The 22,166-nt window shown below is 73.1% G+C and carries 12 protein-coding genes; 6 read left to right on the forward strand and 6 right to left on the reverse strand.

Annotation, left to right across the window (positions count from 1 at the left end; all coding sequences use genetic code 11):
* The first annotated feature begins 52 nt into the window (after positions 1 to 52).
* Positions 53 to 1,747 (forward strand): amidohydrolase, encoded by a 1,695-nt coding sequence (locus OG580_RS32385; RefSeq protein ID WP_267047202.1) that lies wholly within the window; start codon positions 53 to 55, stop codon positions 1,745 to 1,747.
* Positions 1,748 to 1,751: 4 nt separating this feature from the next.
* Here the strand turns inward: OG580_RS32385 and OG580_RS32390 are convergent, their stop codons facing one another.
* From OG580_RS32390 to OG580_RS32405, 4 genes are all read right to left on the reverse strand, one after another.
* On the reverse strand, positions 1,752 to 2,657 hold the full coding sequence (locus OG580_RS32390; protein ID WP_267047203.1) for a F510_1955 family glycosylhydrolase: 906 nt from the start codon (positions 2,655 to 2,657) through the stop codon (positions 1,752 to 1,754).
* A gap of 94 nt (positions 2,658 to 2,751) precedes the next feature.
* A complete protein-coding gene (locus OG580_RS32395; protein ID WP_267047204.1) occupies positions 2,752 to 3,426 on the reverse strand; it encodes a DUF305 domain-containing protein in 675 nt (224 codons plus the stop codon).
* A gap of 109 nt (positions 3,427 to 3,535) precedes the next feature.
* Positions 3,536 to 3,931, reverse strand: a complete 396-nt coding sequence (locus OG580_RS32400) for a DUF6153 family protein (RefSeq protein ID WP_267047205.1) — start codon at positions 3,929 to 3,931, stop codon at positions 3,536 to 3,538.
* A 120-nt stretch (positions 3,932 to 4,051) separates the two neighbouring features.
* Positions 4,052 to 4,396 carry a M48 family metallopeptidase gene (locus OG580_RS32405; protein ID WP_267047206.1) on the reverse strand — a complete coding sequence of 115 codons (345 nt, stop codon included), beginning with the start codon at positions 4,394 to 4,396 and terminating at the stop codon, positions 4,052 to 4,054.
* A gap of 103 nt (positions 4,397 to 4,499) precedes the next feature.
* Here OG580_RS32405 and OG580_RS32410 point away from each other — a divergent pair, with 103 nt between their 5' ends.
* On the forward strand, positions 4,500 to 5,465 hold the full coding sequence (locus OG580_RS32410) for a pirin family protein (RefSeq protein WP_267047207.1): 966 nt from the start codon (positions 4,500 to 4,502) through the stop codon (positions 5,463 to 5,465).
* 171 nt (positions 5,466 to 5,636) lie between these two features.
* On the opposite strand, the gene OG580_RS32415 is transcribed toward OG580_RS32410, so the two are convergent.
* Positions 5,637 to 6,056, reverse strand: coding sequence for a nuclear transport factor 2 family protein (locus OG580_RS32415; RefSeq protein WP_267047208.1), 420 nt, complete (start codon positions 6,054 to 6,056; stop codon positions 5,637 to 5,639).
* 270 nt (positions 6,057 to 6,326) lie between these two features.
* Between OG580_RS32415 and OG580_RS32420 the strand changes: the two genes are divergently transcribed.
* On the forward strand, positions 6,327 to 9,314 hold the full coding sequence (locus OG580_RS32420) for an AfsR/SARP family transcriptional regulator (RefSeq protein WP_267048207.1): 2,988 nt from the start codon (positions 6,327 to 6,329) through the stop codon (positions 9,312 to 9,314).
* Between the two features lie 26 nt (positions 9,315 to 9,340).
* On the opposite strand, the gene OG580_RS32425 is transcribed toward OG580_RS32420, so the two are convergent.
* Positions 9,341 to 9,586 (reverse strand): hypothetical protein, encoded by a 246-nt coding sequence (locus OG580_RS32425; protein ID WP_267047209.1) that lies wholly within the window; start codon positions 9,584 to 9,586, stop codon positions 9,341 to 9,343.
* 331 nt (positions 9,587 to 9,917) lie between these two features.
* Here OG580_RS32425 and OG580_RS32430 point away from each other — a divergent pair, with 331 nt between their 5' ends.
* From OG580_RS32430 to OG580_RS32440, 3 genes are all read left to right on the forward strand, one after another.
* Positions 9,918 to 11,534, forward strand: coding sequence for a helix-turn-helix transcriptional regulator (locus OG580_RS32430; protein ID WP_267047210.1), 1,617 nt, complete (start codon positions 9,918 to 9,920; stop codon positions 11,532 to 11,534).
* Between the two features lie 185 nt (positions 11,535 to 11,719).
* Positions 11,720 to 21,274 carry a non-ribosomal peptide synthetase gene (locus tag OG580_RS32435; protein WP_267047211.1) on the forward strand — a complete coding sequence of 3,185 codons (9,555 nt, stop codon included), beginning with the start codon at positions 11,720 to 11,722 and terminating at the stop codon, positions 21,272 to 21,274.
* Positions 21,271 to 22,068, forward strand: coding sequence for a thioesterase II family protein (locus tag OG580_RS32440; protein WP_267047212.1), 798 nt, complete (start codon positions 21,271 to 21,273; stop codon positions 22,066 to 22,068). The genes OG580_RS32435 and OG580_RS32440 overlap by 4 nt, the downstream gene beginning before the upstream one ends.
* Positions 22,069 to 22,166: the final 98 nt, after the last annotated feature.

The following is a 22,166-nucleotide window of genomic DNA, read 5'->3' on the forward strand; positions in this document are numbered from 1 at the left end:
CGTCCCCGCCCCTCCGCGCCACCCTCGTACGTACGTCACGGAGTCACCCCGCATGAACAGCACACCCGTCACCACGGCCGCGCCCCGCACCACGGCCCCCGCCCCCGCCGACCTCGTCCTCGTCGGGGCCCGCATCCACACCGTCGACCCCGCGCTGCCCGAGGCCCAGGCCCTCGCCGTACGCGCCGGCCGCATCGCCTGGATCGGCTCCGACGTCGACGCCGGCGCCTGGACGGGGCCCGCCACCCGGGTCGTCGACGCCGGCGGGCGCCTCGTCCTGCCCGGCTTCGTCGACGCCCACAACCACGTCCGCCTCGGCTCGGACGACGCCTGCGTGCAGCTCGCCGGCGCCCGCACCCTCGACGCCATCCACGAGCGCGTCCGCGCCTGGCGCGACGCGCACCCCGACGCCGAGTGGATCGAGGCCGAGGCCTTCGACTACTCGGCCGTGCCCGGCGGCCGGATGCCCACGGCCGCCGACCTCGACCCGGTCACCGGCGACACCCCCGCCGTCGTCCTCAGCTACGACGTGCACACCGCCTGGCTCAACACCGCCGCACTCCGGCGTCTCGGCGTCGACCGCGACCACACCGACCTTCCCTTCGGCCGGGCCGTCACCGATCCGGAGACCGGCGAACCGACCGGATTCGTCAAGGACTTCGCGATCAAGGGCCTCTCCCGCGACGGCCACCGCGCCCTGCGTGAGCTCGGCCTGCCCTGGGCCTCGCCCGACCGGCAGTACGGCCGACTCGCCAAGAGCCTCGACGACGCCATCGGTTACGGCATCACGACCGTCGTCGAACCCCAGAACTCCCTCGACGATCTCGCCCTGTTCGGGCGAGCCCGCGCCGAGGGCCGACTCCGCTCGCGGATCGTGGCCGCGCTCTTCCACCCGCGCGGCACCACCGACGCCGACCTGGACGAATTCGCCTCCGCCGCGAGGGAGTTCGCGGACGACCGGCTGCGGGTCGGGCCACTGAAGCTGTACATCGACGACGTCGTCGAACCCCGAACGGCCGCACTCCTGGAGCCCTACGCCGGATGCGCCCATCATCGGGGCGACACGTTCTACCCGGCCGAGGAGTTCGCCGAACTGCTCACCCGCCTCGACGCGCGCGGCTTCCAGTGCTTCGTCCACGCCACCGGCGACCGGGGCATCCGTACCGTCCTCGACGCCGTCGCCCACGCCCGCGCCGCGAACGGGCCGCGCGACGCGCGCCACCAGATCGTCCACGTCGAGTGCCTCGACCCCGCCGACACCCCCCGCTTCGCCGAACTCGGCGTCGTCGCCTGCATGCAGCCGCGCCACGCGGCCCCGGACATCGCGGGCCCCGGCCAGGACTGGGCCGAGAACATCGGCCCCGACCGCTGGCACAAGGCCTGGCCCCTGCGCAGCCTGCACACGGCCGGGGCGGTCCTCGCGCTCTCCAGCGACTGGAACGTCGCCGAGATGGACCCCATGGTGGGCATCCACGCGGCCGTCACCCGCCGCCCCCTGGACGGAGGGGAGCCCTGGACGGCGGGCGAGACGATCGACGTCGAGACCGCCGTCGAGGGCTACACGATGGGCTCCGCCTACGCCAACTTCCTGGAGCACGAGCGGGGTTCGCTCACGGTCGGCAAGCTCGCCGACTTCGTCGTCCTCTCCCGTGACATCCTCCGCGTCGCGCCCGAGGAGATCCCGGGCACGGTCGCGGAGACGGTCGTGGTGGGCGGAGAGGTGGTCGTGGAGCGACGCGAGGGGTGAGGCCTCAGTGGCCTTCGCTTCCGGAGGTGACGGCGAGCCGACGCTCGAACGTCCGCCCGCCGTCCCGCGACTCGTACACCCCGTCCTGGGTGGCGACGAGCACACGGCGGGCGTCCACGGCGGTGAGCGCCTGCGGGGCGCCACCCGGCACGGCGGAGACGCGGGCCCACGCCACGACGGCCCCCGTTCCCGAAGCCGTACCCGGACGCGTCCCCGTATCCGTACCGCGGAAGAGGACTCCGCTCGGATCGACGCCGAAGAGGGCGTCGGGAGCGCCCCAGGAGACGTACGAGAGGACCGGACCCGTCCCCGGGGCGAAGGTCCTGCCGCCGTCCGTGCTGCGGGACACCCCGGTCTCGGTGGTGGCGAGTACGGTCCCCGGGGAGGAGGGCGACACGGCGATGTCGAGGGCGCGGAGCGTGGCGCGGTCCTCCCAGGTGACGCCGTCGGGGCTGACCCGCAGGCGTGCGTTCGCGCTGTCGTACCCGTAGACCGTGGAGTCGGGGGCCGTGTCGAGGGAGTGGAAGTCCACCTCGCCGCCGAGGGACTTCTCGCGCCAGGTGCGCCCGGAGTCCGTCGACTCGACGAGGCCGAGGTCGGCGGGCCCGTCGGCGCCGGGAGCCGGGTGCCCGCTCGCGAGGAAGGCGCCGGAGGCCGTGATCGTGAAGCCCATGAAGTCGTCCCGGCGATCGCCGACCCGCGTGGGCCGGCCGGTGGCGTCCGGGGTGTGGACGCCGTCGTGGGTGGCGACGTAGAGCGTGTCGCCGCGCACGCCGAGGCCGTGGATGTGGCTGAGGGCGCCGCCGGTGGAGCCGCCGGTGGGCTGGTCCTGGGAACAGGCGGTCAGGGCAAGGGAGAGGGTGAGGACGAGGGCGGCGGGGGCCGCGGCCCAGGGGGAGTACTTCTTCATCGTTCTTTCGCCGGAGGGAAGGAGGGTACGGGGGCGCGGCCGGCCCCCGGGGAGGGACCGGCCGCTGGTGGTGGAGCCGGTGGTGCGGGCCGGGTCAGAGCCGGTCGAGGATCTTCCGCAGTTCGGCGATCTCGGTCGACTGGGTCCGGACGACGTCGTCGGCGAGCTGCTTGGCCGTGGTGTTGCGGCCGTCCTTCTGCTCGACCTTCGCCATGGCGACGGCGCCGTCGTGGTGGGCGATCATCAGCTCGGCGAACTTCCGGTCGAAGGCCTTGCCCTTGACGGCGGCCAGGTCCTTCATGTCCTGCTCGGACATCATCCCGGCCATGCCGTGGCCGCTGCCGCCGGCGTTCCCGGCGCCGTGTCCGGCGGACTCGGGCTTGCCCCAGCCCTTGAGCCAGGCCTTCATCTTCCGGATCTCCGGGTCCTGGGCCTGCTCGATCGCGGCGACGAGCTTCTTGACCTCGGGGTCCTCGGCCCGGCCGTCGGCGAGCTTCGCCATCTCCAGGGCCTGCTCGTGGTGGGGGATCATCATCTGGGCGAACATGACGTCGGCGTCGTTGAAGGCGCCGGGAGCGGCGGCGGCGTCGTCGACGGAAACGGACGCGGACGGGGGCGCGGACGGGGACGGGGACGCGGAGGCCGTGGCGGAGGTCCCGCCGTGGTCCATGCCGCTCATGCCGTCGTCCGATCCGCAGGCGGAGAGCAGGAGTCCGGTGGCGGCGACGGCGCCGACGAGGGTGAGCTTCCTGGTGGTGAAGGTGCGCATGGGAGTGATACCTCGGGTGCTGTCCGTACGGCACGTCGGTGCGTACGGGAGGAAAAGGGCAGGTCGAAGCGTTCACGGGCAGCGCGAGGCGCCCGCGGTGGCGTACGGCCTAGATCCGCAGGACGGACAGCAGGGTGAGGTCGGGGGGCCGGCGCGGTGGCGCATGGGGCCCCAGCGCGGGGGTGAGGCGCGCGAGGAGCACGGCGAGCCAGTCGGGGCGGCGGGCGAAGGCGGCGCGGACGAGCCCGGCGAGAAGCCAGGCGCCGAGGACGGCCACGCAGAGCGTGGTCATGTCCATCCCGGCGCCGGGGTCGTGCCGCGCGTCGGATCCGTCACGGTCACCGTCGGCGGGGGCCGCGTGGGTGGTGGTCGCATGCCCGGCGGCCGCGGTGGTGTCCTCCGTACCGCCGGAGCCCTCGGGGTGGCCGACGGCGTGCATCAGGAACACCCCGAGCGCGAGCACGACGACGAGCAGAAGGTGCGCCAGGGCACCTCCTGCTCGCATGCCGTGCTTTCCGCGTTCTGCTCGACGTGTGCGCAAGGCCAGGACCTCCTGGCCCCGACCATACCGTGCGGGGGTATCAGAACGGCGTCAGGACGGGGGCAGGCTCGCGTCGGAGCGGTGTCAGGACAGGGTCTCGCCCGTCATGGCGGCGGCCATCCGCAGATGCGGAGCGGCCTCGTCCGCGCGCCCCTGGCGCTCCAGCGTGCGCCCGAGCATCAGCCGCGCGTAGTGCTCGACCGGGTCGCGCTCCAGGATGGCGCGCAGCTCGGACTCGGCATGGGAGAGCTGGGCGGAGTGGTAGTAGGCACGCGCGAGGAGCAGCCGCTGGGCCGTCTGGCCGGGGTGTTCGGCGACGAGCCCACGCAGGATGCGGACGGCGGTCCGGTACTCCTTGGCGTCGAAGAACAGCTGCGCGCGGTCCCAGCGTTCCCCGGCCGTTCCGAACTCGTAGTACGTGTCGCTCACTTGCTCTTCCTCTCCGGCTTCCCTGATCTGCCACTCTGTGTGACGGTCGACCAGGTCAACAAGCCTGGATGGTTGAACATTCCACTACGATAGGTTGAGTGTCATGAGCAATCTGGATCGTCAGGCCGCGTTGACGGTGTGCGGTGGTCGCGGCTTCGTCGTCGCGGAGCCCGTACGGGAACTCCTCAGCCCGCGGCGGGTGCAGCTGGGGGAGTCGACCGAGGTCCGTCGGCTGCTCCCCAACCTGGGCCGGCGGATGGTCGGCGCGTGGGCGTTCGTCGACCATTACGGCCCCGACGACATCGCCGACGAGCCGGGCATGCAGGTGCCGCCGCACCCGCACATGGGACTACAGACGGTGAGCTGGCTCCATGAGGGCGAGGTCCTGCACCGCGACTCCACCGGCAGCCTGCAGACGGTCCGCCCGCGCGAGCTGGGCCTGATGACCTCCGGCCGGGCGATCTCGCACTCGGAGGAGAGCCCCCGGCCGCACGCGCGCTTCCTGCACGGCGCGCAGCTCTGGGTCGCGCTCCCCGACGCGCACCGCCATGTGGAGCCCCACTTCCAGCACCACGCCGACCTCCCCCAGGTCACGGCCCCCGGCCTCACGGCCACGGTGATCCTCGGCGCCCTCGACGGTGCGACCTCGCCGGGCACCACGTACACCCCGCTGGTCGGCGCAGACCTGGCCCTGGCGGCCGGCACGGAGACGAGCCTCCCGCTGGATCCGGACTTCGAGTACGCGGTCCTTTCGATGTCGGGCGAGGCCCACGTCGACGGCGTCCCCGTCCTGCCCGGCTCGATGCTCTACCTCGGCTGCGGCCGCACCGAGCTCCCCCTCCGCGCCGTCTCGGACGCGGGCCTGATGCTCCTCGGCGGAGAGCCCTTCGAGGAGGAGATCGTGATGTGGTGGAACTTCGTGGGCCGCACGGACGAGGAGATCCGCACGGCCCGCGAGCAGTGGATGACCGGCGACCGCTTCGGCGAGGTCAAGGGCTACGACGGCGGCCGCCTGGACGCCCCTGAGGTGCCGGCGACTCAGCTGAAGGCCCGGGGACGGGTGCGCTGAGCCGGGGTTTCGCGCTCCAGGGAGGATGCGGACCCGCGTGGCCCCAGCTGCTCACGGGGCTGCGCGGGCCGCCGCCGAGGTGGCGGCCGGCCGCCGGGGAGGCGTGCCTGAGAGGGGCGCGCGGCGTGAGGGTGTGGTCACGTGTACCGGAAGCGGGATCCGGCGCCTCCGTCAGGGAGTCGCGTGGTAGTAGCGCACACAGGTGCGGACCATCCCGTCCGGGGCGATGGTGAACACGTCGACGAAGCGGTGGTCCGCGGTGTCCGGCACGGCCGTCGTCGGCGCCGGGACCCGGCGGCCCGTGGCGATCACCGTACGATCCCGCGCCACCAGCTGCTCGACCTCGTGACGGGCCGTCGGCAGCACGTGCCCCACATGCGCCCGCACCGCCTCGCTGCGGCCCCGGACCGGCGGCAGACCCGGCAGCTCGAAGATCACGGCGTCGTCCAGCAGGGACGCGCAGCCGTCCAGATCGCCCGCGTCGAGGTAGTCGTAGACCAGCCGCACGTGGTCGATGCCCGCGGCGGTCACCAGATCCACCGCCCCCGTTCCGTCGGCCCACACGGTCCTCGTGTCGTCATGGCTGTTCAACGGTGCCAACCCCCTTCACTCTCGCTCCAGGATTCTGCGGCGCCTCCCCAACTCCGCGTTATCGCCTCCCTATCCCTGACCGGGATCTTCACGGCATGGACAGGGCGGGAAGAGATGTGGAGACTGTCCTCACTTGAGCCTGACGTCCCGGCGTGGTCCGGTCTGGCCCTGGCGTGTCGACTCTTCTTGTTGGGTGGGGGATCAGTGGCTGTTGCCGCCGGTGGGTTAGCGGACGAGGACGTCCAGGGCGGGTCGCGCCTGACCTTCCGGGTGCTGGGGCCGCTCCAGGTCCAGGGAGTCGCCGGGCCGTTGCGCGTCCCGCCGGGTCGGCAGGAGCTGATTCTCGCCGCGCTGCTCCTGGAGAGCAACCGGGTGGTGAGCACGAGTCAGCTCGTGGACCTCATCTGGGAGGACAACCCGCCGGAGACCGCCCGTACCCAGGTGCAGATCTGCGTGTCCCGACTGCGCAAGCTGCTCGCCGGTGCCGAGGGCGAGGTCACCCTGGTGACCCGGCCCCCGGGCTACGTGCTGCACACCAACGCGGGGAACGTCGACGCCGCCCTCTTCACCAGCCTCGTCCAGCGCGCCCGCGCGCTGCGCGAGAGCGGTGACGCCGAGGAGGCCGTCGGCCTGCTCAGATCCGCCGTCACCCTCTGGCAGGGCGAATGCCTCACCGGACTCGACAGCGGCCCACTCGCCAACAAGGCCCGCCAGCTCAACGAGGAACGCCTCGCCGCCGTCGAGCTCCGCATCCGCATCGAGCTCGAACTCGGCCGCCACGACCGACTCGTGGGCGAACTCCAGCGCCTCACCCACGAACACCCGCTCCGCGAGAAGCTCCACGGGCAGCTCATCCAGGCCCTCTACTGGTCCGGACGCCAGGCCGAGGCCCTCGAAGCCTTCCGCACCGCCCGCCGCTACCTCGCCGAGGAGCTCGGACTCGAACCCAGCCGCGAACTCCGCGACCTCGAAGCCGCCATCCTCGCGGGCGAACTCCCGCCGCCGAACGCCGCCGCGTCTCCCGCCGTGCCCGCCGCGAGACCCGCCGAACCGGCCCCCGAGGTGCGCGCGGAGCAGACCCCGACGTCCGCCGAGGCCCCCGCGACGCCCCCTGCTGAAACGGTTCGCCAGGACACCGTCCCGCACCAGCTGCCCGCCGACATCGCCGACTTCGTCGCCGACGGACAACGCCTCGCCGCCCTGGAAGAGGCCCTCGCCGGTGGCGACGGACGCGGCACCGTCCCGCTCGCCGCGATCACCGGCAAGCCCGGAACCGGCAAGTCCACCCTCGCCGTGCACGTCGCCCACGCCCTCGCCGAGACCGGCTTCCCCGACGGACAGCTCTACTGCGACCTGCGCGGCACCACCGGTGCCCCCGCCACCCCCGTCGAGGTCCTCGGACGCTTCCTGCGCGCCCTCGGCATCCCCGGCCAGCTCATCCCCGAATCCCTCGACGAGCGCGCCGAGATGTACCGCACCAGACTCGCCTCCCGCCGCGTCCTCGTCGTCCTCGACGACGCCGCCGGAGAGGGCCAGGTCCGCTCGCTGCTCCCCGGAAGCCGGGGCTGCGCCGTCCTCGTCACCAGCCGCGCCCGCCTCACCGCGCTGCCCGGCGCCCACCGCGTCGAGCTCGACGTGCTCGACGAGGACCGCGCTCTGGAGCTGCTCTCCCGCATCATCGGGGAGGACCGCGTCACCGGCGAGGCCGCCGCCGCCGAAGCCCTCGTCCGCACCGTCGGGCGGCTCCCGCTCGCCCTGCGCATCGTCGCCGCCCGCCTCGCGGCCCGACCCCACTGGACCCTCGCGTCCATGGTCCACCGGCTCGCCAACGAACGGCACCGGCTCGACGAACTCGCCCACGGCGAGATGACCATGCGCGCCAGCCTCTCCCTCACCTACGAGGGGCTCGCACCCGGCGACCGGAGCCTCCTGCGGCTCCTCAGCATGGCCCAGGCGCCCACCCTGCCGAGCTGGCTCGCCGGCGCCCTCCTCGACGACCACCGGCCCTTCCCCTCGGACCTCCTCGAACCCCTCGTCGACGTGCAGATGCTCGACGTCGCCGGCATGGAGACGGGAGGCTTCCGCTACCGCTTCCACGAGATCATCCGCGTCTACGCCCGCGAGCAACTCGCCGTCCAGCACCCGCCCGAGGAGCGGAAGGCCGCCTTCGCCCGCATGGCCGGCGGCTGGATGCACCTCGTCCAGCAGGCCCACCGCAAGGTGTACGGGGGCGACTTCACCGTCCTGCACGGCGACGCACCCCGCTGGGAACCCCCGGCCGTCTACACCGACGAGGCACTCGCCGACCCGCTCACCTGGCTCGACGCCGAACAGGGCGCGCTCGTCGGCATGGTCGAGCACGCAGCCGACGAGGGCCTCCACGACCTCAGCTGGGACCTCGCCACCTCACTCGTCACCCTCTTCGAGGTGCGCGGCCACTACGACCTCTGGGAGCGGACCCACCGCATCGCCCTCGCCGCCGTCCGCAAGGCCGGAAACCTGCGCGGCACCGCCGCGATCCGCGCCTCGCTCGGCTCGCTCTACATGAGCCGCAACCAGTACGACACCGCCCGCCAGGCCCTGAACTCGGCCCTCGACGTCTTCCAGGCCCTCGACGACCCCATGGGCGAGGCCCTCTGCCGCCGCGACATGGCGCTCATCGCGCGCACCGGCGGCGACGACATCACCGCACTGGAGCTCTACGGGCGTTCCCTCGCCGACTTCGACCGCGCCGGCGACGTCGTCGGCCGCGCGATCGTCCTCACCCAGAGCGCCCACATCCGCATGCGGCAGGGCGAGATCGACACCGCTCAGCGACAGCTCGACGAGGCGCTCGACATCTACGAGGGCATCGGATACACCGGCGGCCGGGCACGCACCCTGCGGCGCGTCGGCCAACTCCTCCTCGAACAGGGACGGAGCGAACTGGCGGTCCTCACCTTCACCGAGGTGCTCGAACTCTGCCGGGACTCCGGCGACGTCATCGGGGAAGGGCACCTGCTGCGGGACCTCGGCCACGCCTTCACCGTCATGGGACGGCCGGACCGGGCACGGGACTTCTTCGACCGCGCCGTATCGGCGCGGGAGCAGATCATGGATTTTAGCGGGGGCGCGCTCGCGCGCCTGGACCTCGCACGGCTTCTGACGACGGAGCCGGGACGCTCACGGGAACTGCTCACTCCGGCGGTCGAGGTCTTCCGGGACCGTCGCATGGCCCGGGAACTCACGGAGGCGGAGCGACTGCTCGGCGCCTGCTGAGGGGCGGCGCCCCTCGTCGTACGGGGTCAGTCCCAGGGGTTGTTCTCGGTGCAGGTGGGGGTCCCGGTGGTGCCCGTGCCCGTGGTGGCGGTCGGGTCGCAGCCCTCGGGGGTGGTGCCGGTCGTGGTGGAGGTGCTCGGGGTGCCCGTCGCCGGGACCGGCTCGTCGGCCCAGCTGGTCTGGAGGCCGGCGCCCGTCACCAGGACGATCAGCGCGGAGGTGACGGCGGCGCGGAGGGCGTTACGGGTGGCGGCGGCGGTCTTCGACATCATGTTCTCCGTATCGTTCGGGGCTGGCGTTTCCTTCTGAACACCAACTTAGGAACGAGCGGATTCACCGCACCGGCCGCAGCCTTATCACCCCGCTATCACCGGACCGCAACCCCTATCACGCTCCCTGGCACCCCTATCCTCGGCCCCGCCGCGCTATCACGGGGCACCTCCCGGACGCCCGACCCGCCCCCGATGCCGGTTAGCGCCGGGATGCCCCACGGATAGCCGGATTCGGAGGATGGTTCCCAGCAGCCGGCGAGACACCGCAGGAAGCAGCCTTGACCAGGTCGCTTCCCGGCACTCGCCCCCATCTGACCAGCGGGAGCTCTCCATGACGACCGGTCTTTCCCTCGAGGGCACGCCGACGGCCACCGCCGCTCTGGGCACCCTCATCCGGGGACACCGCCTCCGCATCGGCCTCACCCAGCGCGAACTCGCCGACCTCTCCACCATCAGCGTCCGCGCCATCCGCGACCTGGAGAAGGGGAAGGCCCTGCGGCCCCGCGCCGACACGATCCGGCTGATAGCCGACGGACTCCGCCTCGGCCCGAGGGCCCGCACCGCCCTGGAGGAGTCCGTCTCCCGGGGCCACCAGGGCGGCGCCGGCCGGCACCTCCTTCCGGAGCGCTGCGCCCCGCCCGTCCCGTTGCACCCGCTGATCGGCCGGGAGGCCGAGGCCGCGATCCTCGCCGAGGAGCTGCGCTCCGGTGCCGAGCGGCTCGTCACCGTCGTGGGCCTGAGCGGCGTCGGCAAGACCCGCCTCGCCCTGGAGACCGCCGCCCGCCTGCACGAGAGCGGCTTCCCCGTCCTCTGGTACACCGCCCCCGGCGCCGTCACCGACTGCCTCCCGGCAGCCGACGAGGACCCGCTCGCCGACCTCGTCGCCGACTGCGCCGCCTATCTCCAGGGAGCCGCCGCGTACACCGACGCCACCCATCCCCACGGAGCCGGAGCGTCCGGCCCGTACGCCGAGGCCGCCCGTACCTCCGGAGTCGGAGCGTCCCCCGCGTACGCCGACGCCGCCTATCTCCAGGGAGCCGGACCGTCCGCCGCGTCCGGCGCCACCGACCCGTACGGCCCCGCCCACGGGCACAGACCCGGCGGCGCCGCCGCCGCTTCCCCCTCCTCCCCTTCCTCCTCCGGCGAGCTGCCGCCCGTCGCCCTCGCCGCCGCGCTCGGCGACCGCGAGGCGTTGCTGGTCCTGGACGGCGTCGACACCGCCCGGCTCGACTTCGGCCGCCTCACCCGGCTCCGCCGCGAACTGCCCGGCCTGCGCCTCCTCCTCACCGCCGACACCCCCTGGAACGTCCCCGGCGAGCGCCTGTTCCTCCTCGCCCCCCTGGACGCCCCCCTCCCGGTGGGCCCCACGGCCCCCGGCGCGGACGCGCCCGCCGTACGCTTCCTCCTCGCCCGGCTCCGCCGGATGCGGCCCGAACTCCTCGGCGACGAGCAGACCCTGGCCCACACCGCCTGGATCGCCCACCGCCTCGACGGACACCCCCTCGCACTCGCCGCCGCGGCCTCCTGGCTCAGCGTCTGCGACCTGCCCACCCTGCGCGGCATCGTCGAGACCGACCCCGCCGCCGTCCTCGACCACCTCGCCGACGGGCACAGCGGCTCCCGCCTCCGCGACCGCGTCGCCCGCACCGTCAGCGCCCTCCCGCCGGAGCAGCGGAACCTCCTCACCGCCCTCTGCGCCGCCCAGGACACCCCCGCCCCGGACTTCGGGCTCGACGACGTCGTCCGACTCACCGGCAGGCCCCTCCCGGACGGCGGCCGCATGGTCCGCGCCCTGCTCATCGGCGGTGTCATCCGCCCCAGCACCGACCACGGCCGCTCCGGCTTCCGGGTGCTGTGCGTCGTCCGCGCCGCCCTGGCCCCTGCCGACGGAACCGGCGCCGCTGCGGCGGAGGCCCCCGCCGCCGCTGCCCCCGCCGCTGCCGCCTGACTGCCGCAGCGCCGCCGATCCGCTGCCGTACCGCCGGATCAACTGCCGCTCGCGGGGCCCGCGCACGGGTTGTATGGCCACTGCCCGGCCGCCGAACGCGGCGGCCGACCGCAGACGTCCCCGCCGTTGCCACCGTTTCCGGCCGTCGACCCGGCCACCGACCCCGGTCACCACCAGGAGCCCCCATGCCGTTCGACAAGCCCGTCGCCTCCGCACCGGCCGCCGTCCGGTTGCCGCTCTCGGTAGCCCAGCGGGACATCTGGACGGCCCACCTCCTCGACCCCACCGGCATCAAGTACAACGTCGGCGAATGCCGGGAGATCCAGGGCCCGGTCGACCCGGAGCTGATGGGGGCCGCCTGGCGACGCCTGGTCGACGAGGCCGACTTCCTCCGCGTGCAGCGCTTCGAGGACGACGGCGAGCAGGTCTGGCAGCTCCTCGACGCCGACGCCGGGGAACGCACGCTGGCCTTCACCGACCTCAGCGGGGCCGTCGACCCCGAGGGCGCGGCCTGGGACCTGATCGACGCGCTGATCAGCGCGCCCTTCGACCTCACCGGTGAGGCCCCCGTCCGGTGCGCGCTGATCAAGCTCGCGGAGGATCGGTTCTTCTACTTCTACGGCTTCCACCACCTGGTCGTCGACGGCGTCGGCGTCTCCATGGCCCTCGCCCGGCTGGTCGAGCTGTACGAGCGGGCCGTCGCGGGCGAGCCGTGGGGCGACACCCCGTTCGGCACGCTCGCCGAACTGCTCGCCGAAGACGCCGCCTACCGCGCCTCCGAGGAGGCCGCCGCCGACCGGGCCGCCTGGCGCGCCCACCTGGCCGACGCCCCCGACGCGCCCGCCGGCCTCGTCCGGGGCCGTGACCGGGCACCGTCCGCACACGGCGAACTGCCCTTCGCCCGCCGCAGCGTCCCCGTCTCCCCGGCCGACGCCGAACGCCTGCGCACCGTCGCCCGCGCCGCCCGCGTCTCCTGGTCCGTGCTGCTCGTGGCGCTCTTCGCCGCCTACCTCCAGCGCGTCACCGGCCGCCAGGAACTGATGATCGCCCTGCCCGTCACCGGCCGCACCACCCGCGCCGCCCGCAGCACCCCCGGCATGATGTCGAACGTCGTGCCGCTGCGCCTCCGGGTCCGCCCGGAGGACCGCCTCGCCGACCTGGTGCGCACCGTGTCCACCGAGGTCAAGCACGGCCTGCGCCACCAGCGGACCCGCTACGAGGACCTCGGCCGCGAGGCCGGTGTCATCGACGGCACCCGCCGCCTTGCCACGCCGGTCCTCAACATCATGGGCTTCCACGCCGAACTGACCGTCGGCGGCCACCCGACCGTCAACCACAACGTCAGCAACGGCCCCGTCGACGACCTCAGCGTCGCCGTCCTCGACCTCGGCCCCGCCCACGGCCTCCGCATCGACTTCGACACCCCGGTCCAGGAGGTCGACCCGGCCCTGGTCACCGCCCACCAGGACCGCTTCACCGCCTTCGTCACCCGGTACCTGGCGGAGAACGGGGACACGCACCAGAGCGCCACCGTGGCCGACCTCGCGCTCCTCGACGACGACGAGCGAGCGCTCCTCACCGGGGCCTGGGCCGGACCCGTCGCGCAGCCGGTGGAGACCACGCTCGTCGCCCGCTTCGAGGAGCAGGTACGACTCCACGCCGACCGCCCCGCCCTGATCGACGCCGCCGGCGCCGTCACGTACGCCGAACTCAACGCCTCCGCCAACCACCTCGCCCGCGAGCTGCGCGACGGCGGCCTCGGGCGCGGCGCGATGGCCGGCATCCTGCTGGAGCGCGGCATCCCCTTCGCCACCGCCCTCCTCGCCGTCCTCAAGACCGGCGCGGGCCACGTCCTCCTCGACCCCGACTTCCCCGAGGAGCGGCTCCGCTCGGCCGCCACCGACGCGGGGATCACCCACCTCGTCACCACCGCGGCCCTCGCCGCCCGCGCCGACGGCCCCTGGACCGTCACCCACGCCGTACGACGCCCCGGCCCGGACGCCGTCGCCGACGACCTCGGCGTGCCGATCAGCCCCGACGACCCCGCCTGCCTCATGTTCACCTCGGGCTCGACCGGCCGCCCCAAGGCCATCCTGTCCTCGCACCGCAACCTCGTCGCCACCCTCATCGGCCAGCCGTACCTCCCCACCGGCCCCGACGAGGTCTACCTCCAGTGCTCGCCGGTCTCCTGGGACGCCTTCAGCCTGGAATTCTGGGGCCCGCTCCTGCACGGCGGCTCCGCCGTCCTCCAGCCCGGCCAGAAGCCCGAACCGACCCTCGTCACCGAGCTGTCCCGCCGCCACGGCGTCACCACGCTCCTGCTCTCCGCGACGCTCTTCAACTTCCTCGTCGACGAGCACCCCGAGGCGTTCGAGACCGTCACCACCGCCTTCACCGTCGGCGAGGCGGCCTCCCCGGCCCACGTCCACAAGCTCCAGCGGCTCAAGCCCGGCATCACCGTCCTGAACGGCTACGGCCCCGCCGAGGTCATGATCTTCGCCACGACCCACACGGTCGAGCCCGGCGAGCACCCGCACCCGGCGATCCCCGTCGGCACCCCCCTCGTCAACAAGCCCGCCTACGTCCTCGACGCCCGCCTCGAACTCTGCCCTCCGGGCGTCACGGGCGAGCTGTACGTCGCGGGCGACGGCCTGGCCCACGGTTACCTGGGCCGCCCCGACCTCACCGCCGCCCGCTTCGTCCCCGACCCGATCGGCACCACCCCCGGCGGCCGGCTCTACCGCACGGGCGACCTCGCCCGCTTCGACGCCGACGGACGGATCGTCTACGAGGGCCGGGCCGACGACCAGATCAAGATCCGTGGCTTCCGCATCGAGCCCGGCGAGACCGAGGCCGTCCTCCTCTCCCACCCGCGGGTCACCCAGGCCGTCGTCACCGTCCACGAACACCGCCTGGCCGCCTATCTCGTGACCGACGGCGAGGACGCCCCCGACCCGGAGGCCATCCGCGGGCACGTCGCCGAGCGGCTCCCCGAACACCTCGTCCCCACCTACGTCACCGTCCTCGACCGTCTCCCGGTCACCCCCAACGGCAAGATCGACAAGCGTGCCCTGCCCGCCCCCGCCGCCCTCCTGACCGCCCGCCGTGCCCCGCGCAACGAGACCGAGGAGGTCCTCACCGCCCTCTACGGGCTGACCCTCGACAAGGCCCCGGACACGATCGGCATCGACGACAGCTTCTTCCATCACGGAGGCCACTCCCTGCTGGCGGCCCGTCTGACGAACCGCGTCGCGGAGGCGCTGGGCGTCCGGCTGACGATCCGGGATGTCTTCGGGCGGCCGACGCCGGCCGGGCTCGCGGAGCTGATCGCGGAGAGCGGCGGCGGGGCGACCGGTTCGGGTCTCCTTCCGTCGCTGGTGCCGGGGGAGGGTGACGGTGAGTTGGTGCCGGCGTCGTATGCGCAGCGGCGGTTGTGGCTGCTGGCGCAGCTCGATGGCGGGAGTGCGGCGTACAACGTCCCGACGGTGGTGCGTTTCGATGGTGCCGGTCTTGATGTGGCCGCCCTGGAGGCGGCGTTGAACGATGTGGTGGAGCGGCATGCTCCGTTGCGGACGGTGTTCGAGGCGGTGGACGGGGAGCCGTTCCAGCGGGTTCTGGCCTCCGAGCGGGCACGACTGGCGGTCGAGCAGCGGTGGGTGGATGCCGAGGGTCTGGACGCCGGGCTTGCCGAGGTGGCTGGGCGGGTCTTCGATCTGGCGTCGGAGATTCCCGTACGGGCCACGCTCTTCCGGCTTGACGACGATGCGTCGGTCCTTGCGCTGGTCCTGCACCATGTCGCCACGGACGGTCTGTCGAACGGCGTGTTCTTCGCCGACCTGGAGCAGGCTTACGCGGCTCGTGCGGTGGGCGAGGGGTCGGTCCTTGAGCCGCTGACGGTGCGGTACGCCGACTACGCGGCTTGGCAGCGTCGTGTTCTCGGTTCTGCGGACTCCTCCGAGAGTCTCCTCGGCCGCGAACTGGACTTCTGGCGGCAGAGCCTGGCCGGCCTCCCCGAGAGTCACGGGCTCACGCTCGACCGCTCCCGGCCGGTACGTGCCTCGCACCGGGGCGGCCAGGTCGAACTGGACCTGGGCGCCGACCTCTTCCGGCGGGCGAAGCTGCTGGCCGAGGCGGAGGGTTGCTCGCCGTTCATGGTGGTGCACGCGGCGCTGGTGGCGGCTCTGTCGCGGCTGGGTGCGGGTGCGGACCTGGCGATCGGTTCGCCGGTGGCGGGCCGGAGCGACGAGGTGCTGAACGGTCTGGTCGGGTTCTTCGTGAACACGCTGGTGCTGCGCACGGACAGCTCGGGTGACCCGAGCTTCCGTGAGCTCCTGGGCCGGGTCCGTACGGCCGACCTGGACGCCTTCGCCCACCAGGAGGCGCCCTTCGACCTGGTCCTGGAAGCCCTCAACCCCACCCGGACGCTCTCCCGGCACCCCCTCTTCCAGATCTGCCTGACCCTGGAGAGCGGCGCCGACGCCACCAAGCCGCTCGCGCTCCCCGGAGTCGCGCCGGCGCCCATGCAGAAGATCACCAGCGGCTCCGCCAAGTTCGACCTGGAGTTCTTCCTCCGTTCCGACGACGAGCACGGCCTGCGCGCCACGGTCCTCTTCGCCGCCGACCTCTTCGACGAGGAGTCGGTCCGGCGCGTGACGTCGGTCCTCGGACAGGTCCTCCACCACGCCCTCGCCGAGCCCGGAGCCGCTCTCTCCGCCCTGGAGATCCTGGCGCCCGAGGAGCGGGAGTTGTTGACCGGCCCCTGGGCTGGTTCCAAGGTCCCTGGTGTGGCGGAGGGTTCGCTGGTCGGGCGCTTCGAGGAGCAGGTGGCGCGGGTTCCGGAGCGGACGGCGCTGGTGGACGGTGAGCGGAGGATCTCGTACGCCGAACTGAACGTCTCCGCCAACCGTTTGGCCCGTCACTTGGTCCAACAGGGCTTGGGGCAGGGTGACATGGCGGGCGTGCTGCTCGAACGGGGCGGCGACTTCGCGATCGCGGTCCTCGCGGTGACGAAGACAGGCGCCGGGTACACGCTCCTCGACCCGGAGTTCCCGGACGAGCGGCTGCGCGCCGCCGCCGCCGACGCGGGCATCGGCCTGCTCGTCACGGACGCGGACCGCGCCGCCGCCGGGCGGGTGGACGGGCCGTGGGAGACCGTCGTCTGCGCACCCGACGAGCTGGCCGACCTCCCGGGAGGGAACCTGGGCACGGTGCCGACCGGCGACGACGTGGCCTGCGTGATGTTCACCTCCGGTTCCACGGGCCGGCCGAAGGGGATCTTGTCGTCGCACCGGAACCTGGTGTCGACGGTGAGTGGTCAGTCGTACGGGCGGTTCGGTGAGGGGGAGGTGTTCCTGCAGTGCTCGCCGGTCTCCTGGGACGCGTTCAGTCTGGAGTTCTGGGGTGCGTTGCTGCACGGCGGGACGACGGTGTTGCAGCCGGGGCAGCGGCCGGAGCCGGTGCTGGTCGACGAACTGTCGCGTCGTCACGGGGTGACGATGCTCCAGCTGTCGGCGAGCCTGTTCAACTTCCTCGTCGACGAGCACCCCGGGGTCTTCGACACCGTCACCGTCGCCTACACCGGCGGCGAGGCCGCCTCCCCGGCCCACGTCCACAAGCTGCAGTCGCTCCGGCCCGGCATCGAGGTCGTCAACGGGTACGGCCCGGCCGAGTCCATGGGCTTCACCACCACCCACCTCATCCGGCCCGCCGACCGGCCCCACACCCTCGTCCCCATCGGCGTCCCGCTCCTCAACAAGGGTGCCTACGTCCTGGACCCCTCCCTCAACCTCTGCCCGCCCGGCGTGACCGGCGAGCTGTACCTCACCGGTGACGGCCTGGCCCACGGCTACCTCGGCCGGCCCGACCTCACCGCCACCCGCTTCGTCCCCGACCCCTACGGCCCGCCCGGGACCCGCCTCTACCGCACCGGCGACCTCGTCCGCTTCGACCGGGACGGGCGGTTGGTGTACGAGGGCCGGGCCGACGACCAGATCAAGATCCGGGGCTTCCGGGTCGAGCCCGGCGAGACCGAGGCCGCGCTCCTCACTCACCCGCAGGTCACGCAGGCCGTGGTCACCGTCCATGACGAGCGGCTTGCCGCGTACCTGGTGGTGGAGGGCGAGGGTGTCGCGCCGGAGGACATCCGGCGGCATGCCGCCGACCGGCTGCCCGAGCACCTGGTCCCCAGTCACGTGACCGTGCTCGACCGGCTGCCGCTGACCCCCAACGGCAAGATCGACAAGCGGGCCCTGCCCGCCCCGGCCGCGCTCTCCAGCGGCGGACGCGCACCCCGCACACCCCTCGAAGAGACCGTCCTCGACCTCTTCACCCGCACCCTCGACACCGACACCGCCCTCACCATCGACGACGACTTCTTCCATCACGGAGGCCACTCCCTGCTGGCGGCCCGTCTGACGAACCGCGTCGCGGAGGCGCTGGGCGTCCGGCTGACGATCCGGGATGTCTTCGGGCGGCCGACGCCGGCCGGGCTCGCGGAGCTGATCGCGGAGAGCGGCGGCGGGGCGACCGGTTCGGGTCTCCTTCCGTCGCTGGTGCCGGGGGAGGGTGACGGTGAGTTGGTGCCGGCGTCGTATGCGCAGAGGCGGTTGTGGCTGCTGGCGCAGCTCGATGGCGGGAGTGCGGCGTACAACGTCCCGACGGTGGTGCGTTTCGATGGTGCCGGTCTTGATGTGGCCGCCCTGGAGGCGGCGTTGAACGATGTGGTGGAGCGGCATGCTCCGTTGCGGACGGTGTTCGAGGCGGTGGACGGGGAGCCGTTCCAGCGGGTCCTGGCCCCCGAGCGGGCACGACTGGCGGTCGAGCAGCGGTGGGTGGATGCCGACGGTCTGGACGCCGGGCTTGCCGAGGTGGCTGGGCGGGTCTTCGATCTGGCGTCGGAGATTCCCGTACGGGCCACGCTCTTCCGGCTTGACGACGATGCGGCGGTCCTTGCGCTGGTCCTGCACCATGTCGCGACGGACGGTCTGTCGAACGGGGTGTTCTTCGCCGATCTGGAGCGGGCCTATGCGGCTCGTGCGGCGGGCGAGGGGCCGGTCCTTGAGCCGCTGACGGTGCGGTACGCCGACTACGCGGCTTGGCAGCGTCGTGTTCTCGGTTCTGCGGACTCCTCCGAGAGTCTCCTCGGCCGCGAACTGGACTACTGGCGGCAGAACCTGGCCGGCCTCCCCGAGAGTCACGGGCTCACGCTCGACCACCCGCGTCCGCTCACCGCCTCCCACCGGGGCGGGGAGATCGCGCTCGACCTCGGGTCACATGTCTTCGAGGGGATCACCGCCCTCGCCCGGGAGGAGGGTTGCTCGCCGTTCATGGTGGTGCACGCGGCGCTGGTGGCGGCTCTGTCGCGGCTGGGTGCGGGTGCGGACCTGGCGATCGGTTCGCCGGTGGCGGGCCGGAGCGACGAGGTGCTGAACGGTCTGGTCGGGTTCTTCGTGAACACGCTGGTGCTGCGCACGGACAGCTCGGGTGACCCGAGCTTCCGTGAGCTTCTGGGCCGGGTCCGTACGGCCGACCTGGACGCCTTCGCCCACCAGGAGGCGCCCTTCGACCTGGTCCTGGAAGCCCTCAACCCCACCCGGACGCTCTCCCGGCACCCCCTCTTCCAGATCTGCCTCGGACTCGACCTCGGCGCCGTGCCCGAGCTGGACCTCCCTGGTGTCACCACCGCCGTCTCCGGCGCCGGCAACGGCTCCGCCAAGTTCGACCTCGAGTTCCTGCTCCGCTCCGATGACCGGCGCGGTCTGCACGGCGCGGTGCTCTACGCCGCCGACCTCTTCGAGGCCGACACGGTACGGCGCATGGGCGACGTCCTCGGCCGCGTACTGGAACAGGTCCTCGCCGACCCGGGCCGCCCTCTCTCCGCGCTGGAGGTCCTGGCGTCCGAGGAGCGGGAGTTGTTGACCGGTTCGTGGGCTGGTTCCAAGGTCTCCGGTGTGGCGGAGGGTTCGCTGGTCGGGCGCTTCGAGGAGCAGGTGGCGCGGGTTCCGGAGCGGACGGCGCTGGTGGACGGTGAGCGGAGGATCTCGTACGCCGAACTCAACGCCTCCGCCAACCGTTTGGCCCGTCACCTGGTCGAACAGGGCCTGGGGCGGGGCGATATGGCGGGCGTGCTGCTCGACCGGGGCGGCGACTTCGCGATCGCGGTCCTCGCCGTGCTCAAGACCGGCGCGGCCTACACCCTGCTCGACCCCGACTTCCCCGACGAGCGGCTGCGCTCCGGCGCCGCCGACGCGGGCATCGCCCACCTCGTCACCTCCCCGGCCCTGGCCGGGCGCGTCTCCGGCCCCTGGACGGTCACCCACGCCGCCGACCGGCCGGCCGACGCGGCCGCCGACGACCTGGGCGTCCCGCTCGGGCCCGACGACCCCGCGTGCCTCATGTTCACCTCCGGTTCCACGGGCCGGCCGAAGGGGATCTTGTCGTCGCACCGGAACCTGGTGTCGACGGTGAGTGGTCAGTCGTACGGGCGGTTCGGTGAGGGGGAGGTGTTCCTGCAGTGCTCGCCGGTCTCCTGGGACGCGTTCAGTCTGGAGTTCTGGGGTGCGTTGCTGCACGGCGGGACGACGGTGTTGCAGCCGGGGCAGCGGCCGGAGCCGGTGCTGGTCGACGAACTGTCGCGTCGTCACGGGGTGACGATGCTCCAGCTGTCGGCGAGCCTGTTCAACTTCCTCGTCGACGAGCACCCCGGGGTCTTCGACACCGTCACCGTCGCCTACACCGGCGGCGAGGCCGCCTCCCCGGCCCACGTCCACAAGCTGCAGTCGCTCCGGCCCGGCATCGAGGTCGTCAACGGGTACGGCCCGGCCGAGTCCATGGGCTTCACCACCACCCACCTCATCCGGCCCGCCGACCGGCCCCACACCCTCGTCCCCATCGGCGTCCCGCTCCTCAACAAGGGTGCCTACGTCCTGGACCCCTCCCTCAACCTCTGCCCGCCCGGCGTGACCGGCGAGCTGTACCTCACCGGTGACGGCCTGGCCCACGGCTACCTCGGCCGGCCCGACCTCACCGCCACCCGCTTCGTCCCCGACCCCTACGGCCCGCCCGGGACCCGCCTCTACCGCACCGGCGACCTCGTCCGCTTCGACCGGGACGGGCGGTTGGTGTACGAGGGCCGGGCCGACGACCAGATCAAGATCCGGGGCTTCCGGGTCGAGCCCGGCGAGACCGAGGCCGCGCTCCTCACTCACCCGCAGGTCACGCAGGCCGTGGTCACCGTCCATGACGAGCGGCTTGCCGCGTACCTGGTGGTGGAGGGCGAGGGTGTCGCGCCGGAGGACATCCGGCGGCATGCCGCCGACCGGCTGCCCGAGCACCTGGTCCCCAGTCACGTGACCGTGCTCGACCGGCTGCCGCTGACCCCCAACGGCAAGATCGACAAGCGGGCCCTGCCCGCCCCGGCCGCGCTCTCCAGCGGCGGACGCGCACCCCGCACACCCCTCGAAGAGACCGTCCTCGACCTCTTCACCCGCACCCTCGACACCGACACCGCCCTCACCATCGACGACGACTTCTTCCACCACGGCGGCCACTCCCTCCTCGGGGCCCGCCTCACCAACCACATCGCCGGAGCTCTCGACGTGCGGCTCACCGTCCGCGACGTCTTCCAGCACCCCACCCCGGCCCGCCTCGCCGCGCACATCGACTCCCTCAGGACCGCTCCGGCCCGGAAGGCGCGCCCCGCCCTCCGCCGCCGCAACGCAACGGATCGGATCAGCTCATGAGCACCCACTCCACCCCCGCCTTCACCCCCGCGCCCGAGGACGTCGTCTGGGACCTGCCCGGCGACGCCCCGCACCGCCTGTCCCTGCTTGTGCTGCCGCACGCCGGCGGCAACGCCCACGCCTACAGCGGCTGGCGCGAGCACCTCCCTGCCGACGTCCGGCTGCTCATCGGCCAGTACCCGGGCCGTGGCGCCCGCTACTGCGAGGACCTGCCCGGCTCCGTCGACGACCTCGCCCTCCCCGTCGTGGACGCCCTCCCCGGCGACACCGGCCCGCTGGTCGTCCTCGGGCACAGCATGGGCTCCCTCGTCGCCTTCGAGGTGGTCCGGGCGCTCCAGGCCGCCGGTCGCACCCCGCTCGGCCTCGTCGCCTCCGCCTGCAGGGCGCCCGTCCTGCCCAACCAGGCGCCCGTCCACCCCGAGCGGCTCGACGACGACGAGCTGGTCGCCTCCATCAAGGAGCGCGGCGGCACCGACGACGGCATCCTCGACGACCCGGAGCTCCGCGAGATCGTCCTGCCGTCCATCCGCGCCGACTTCGCCATCGACGACGCCTACCATTGCACCGCCCCCGACGTGCGGCTCGCCTGCCCGGTGGCCGTCTTCGGCGGCGACGTCGACCCGATCGTGCCGGTCGACCTGCTCGACGGCTGGGCGCTCGTCGCCGGGAACGACGTCGCCCCCGTGGTGCTGCCCGGCGACCACTTCTACTTCCAGCAGGACCTGGCCGGCTTCTTCGCCCGCCTCAACCCGGTCCTGAAGTCCCTCCAGGGCGCGCCCGCCACCGCCGCCTGATCGCTCAAGAAACCCCCCGCGCGCCGCGCGGCCCGTAGGTCCGCACCCGCCGGTACGTCCGCACTCGCCGGTACGTCCGCACCTGCCCGTACGTCCGC

The sequence above is a fragment of the Streptomyces sp. NBC_00094 genome (genome assembly GCF_026343125.1).
GTDB lineage: Bacteria > Actinomycetota > Actinomycetes > Streptomycetales > Streptomycetaceae > Streptomyces.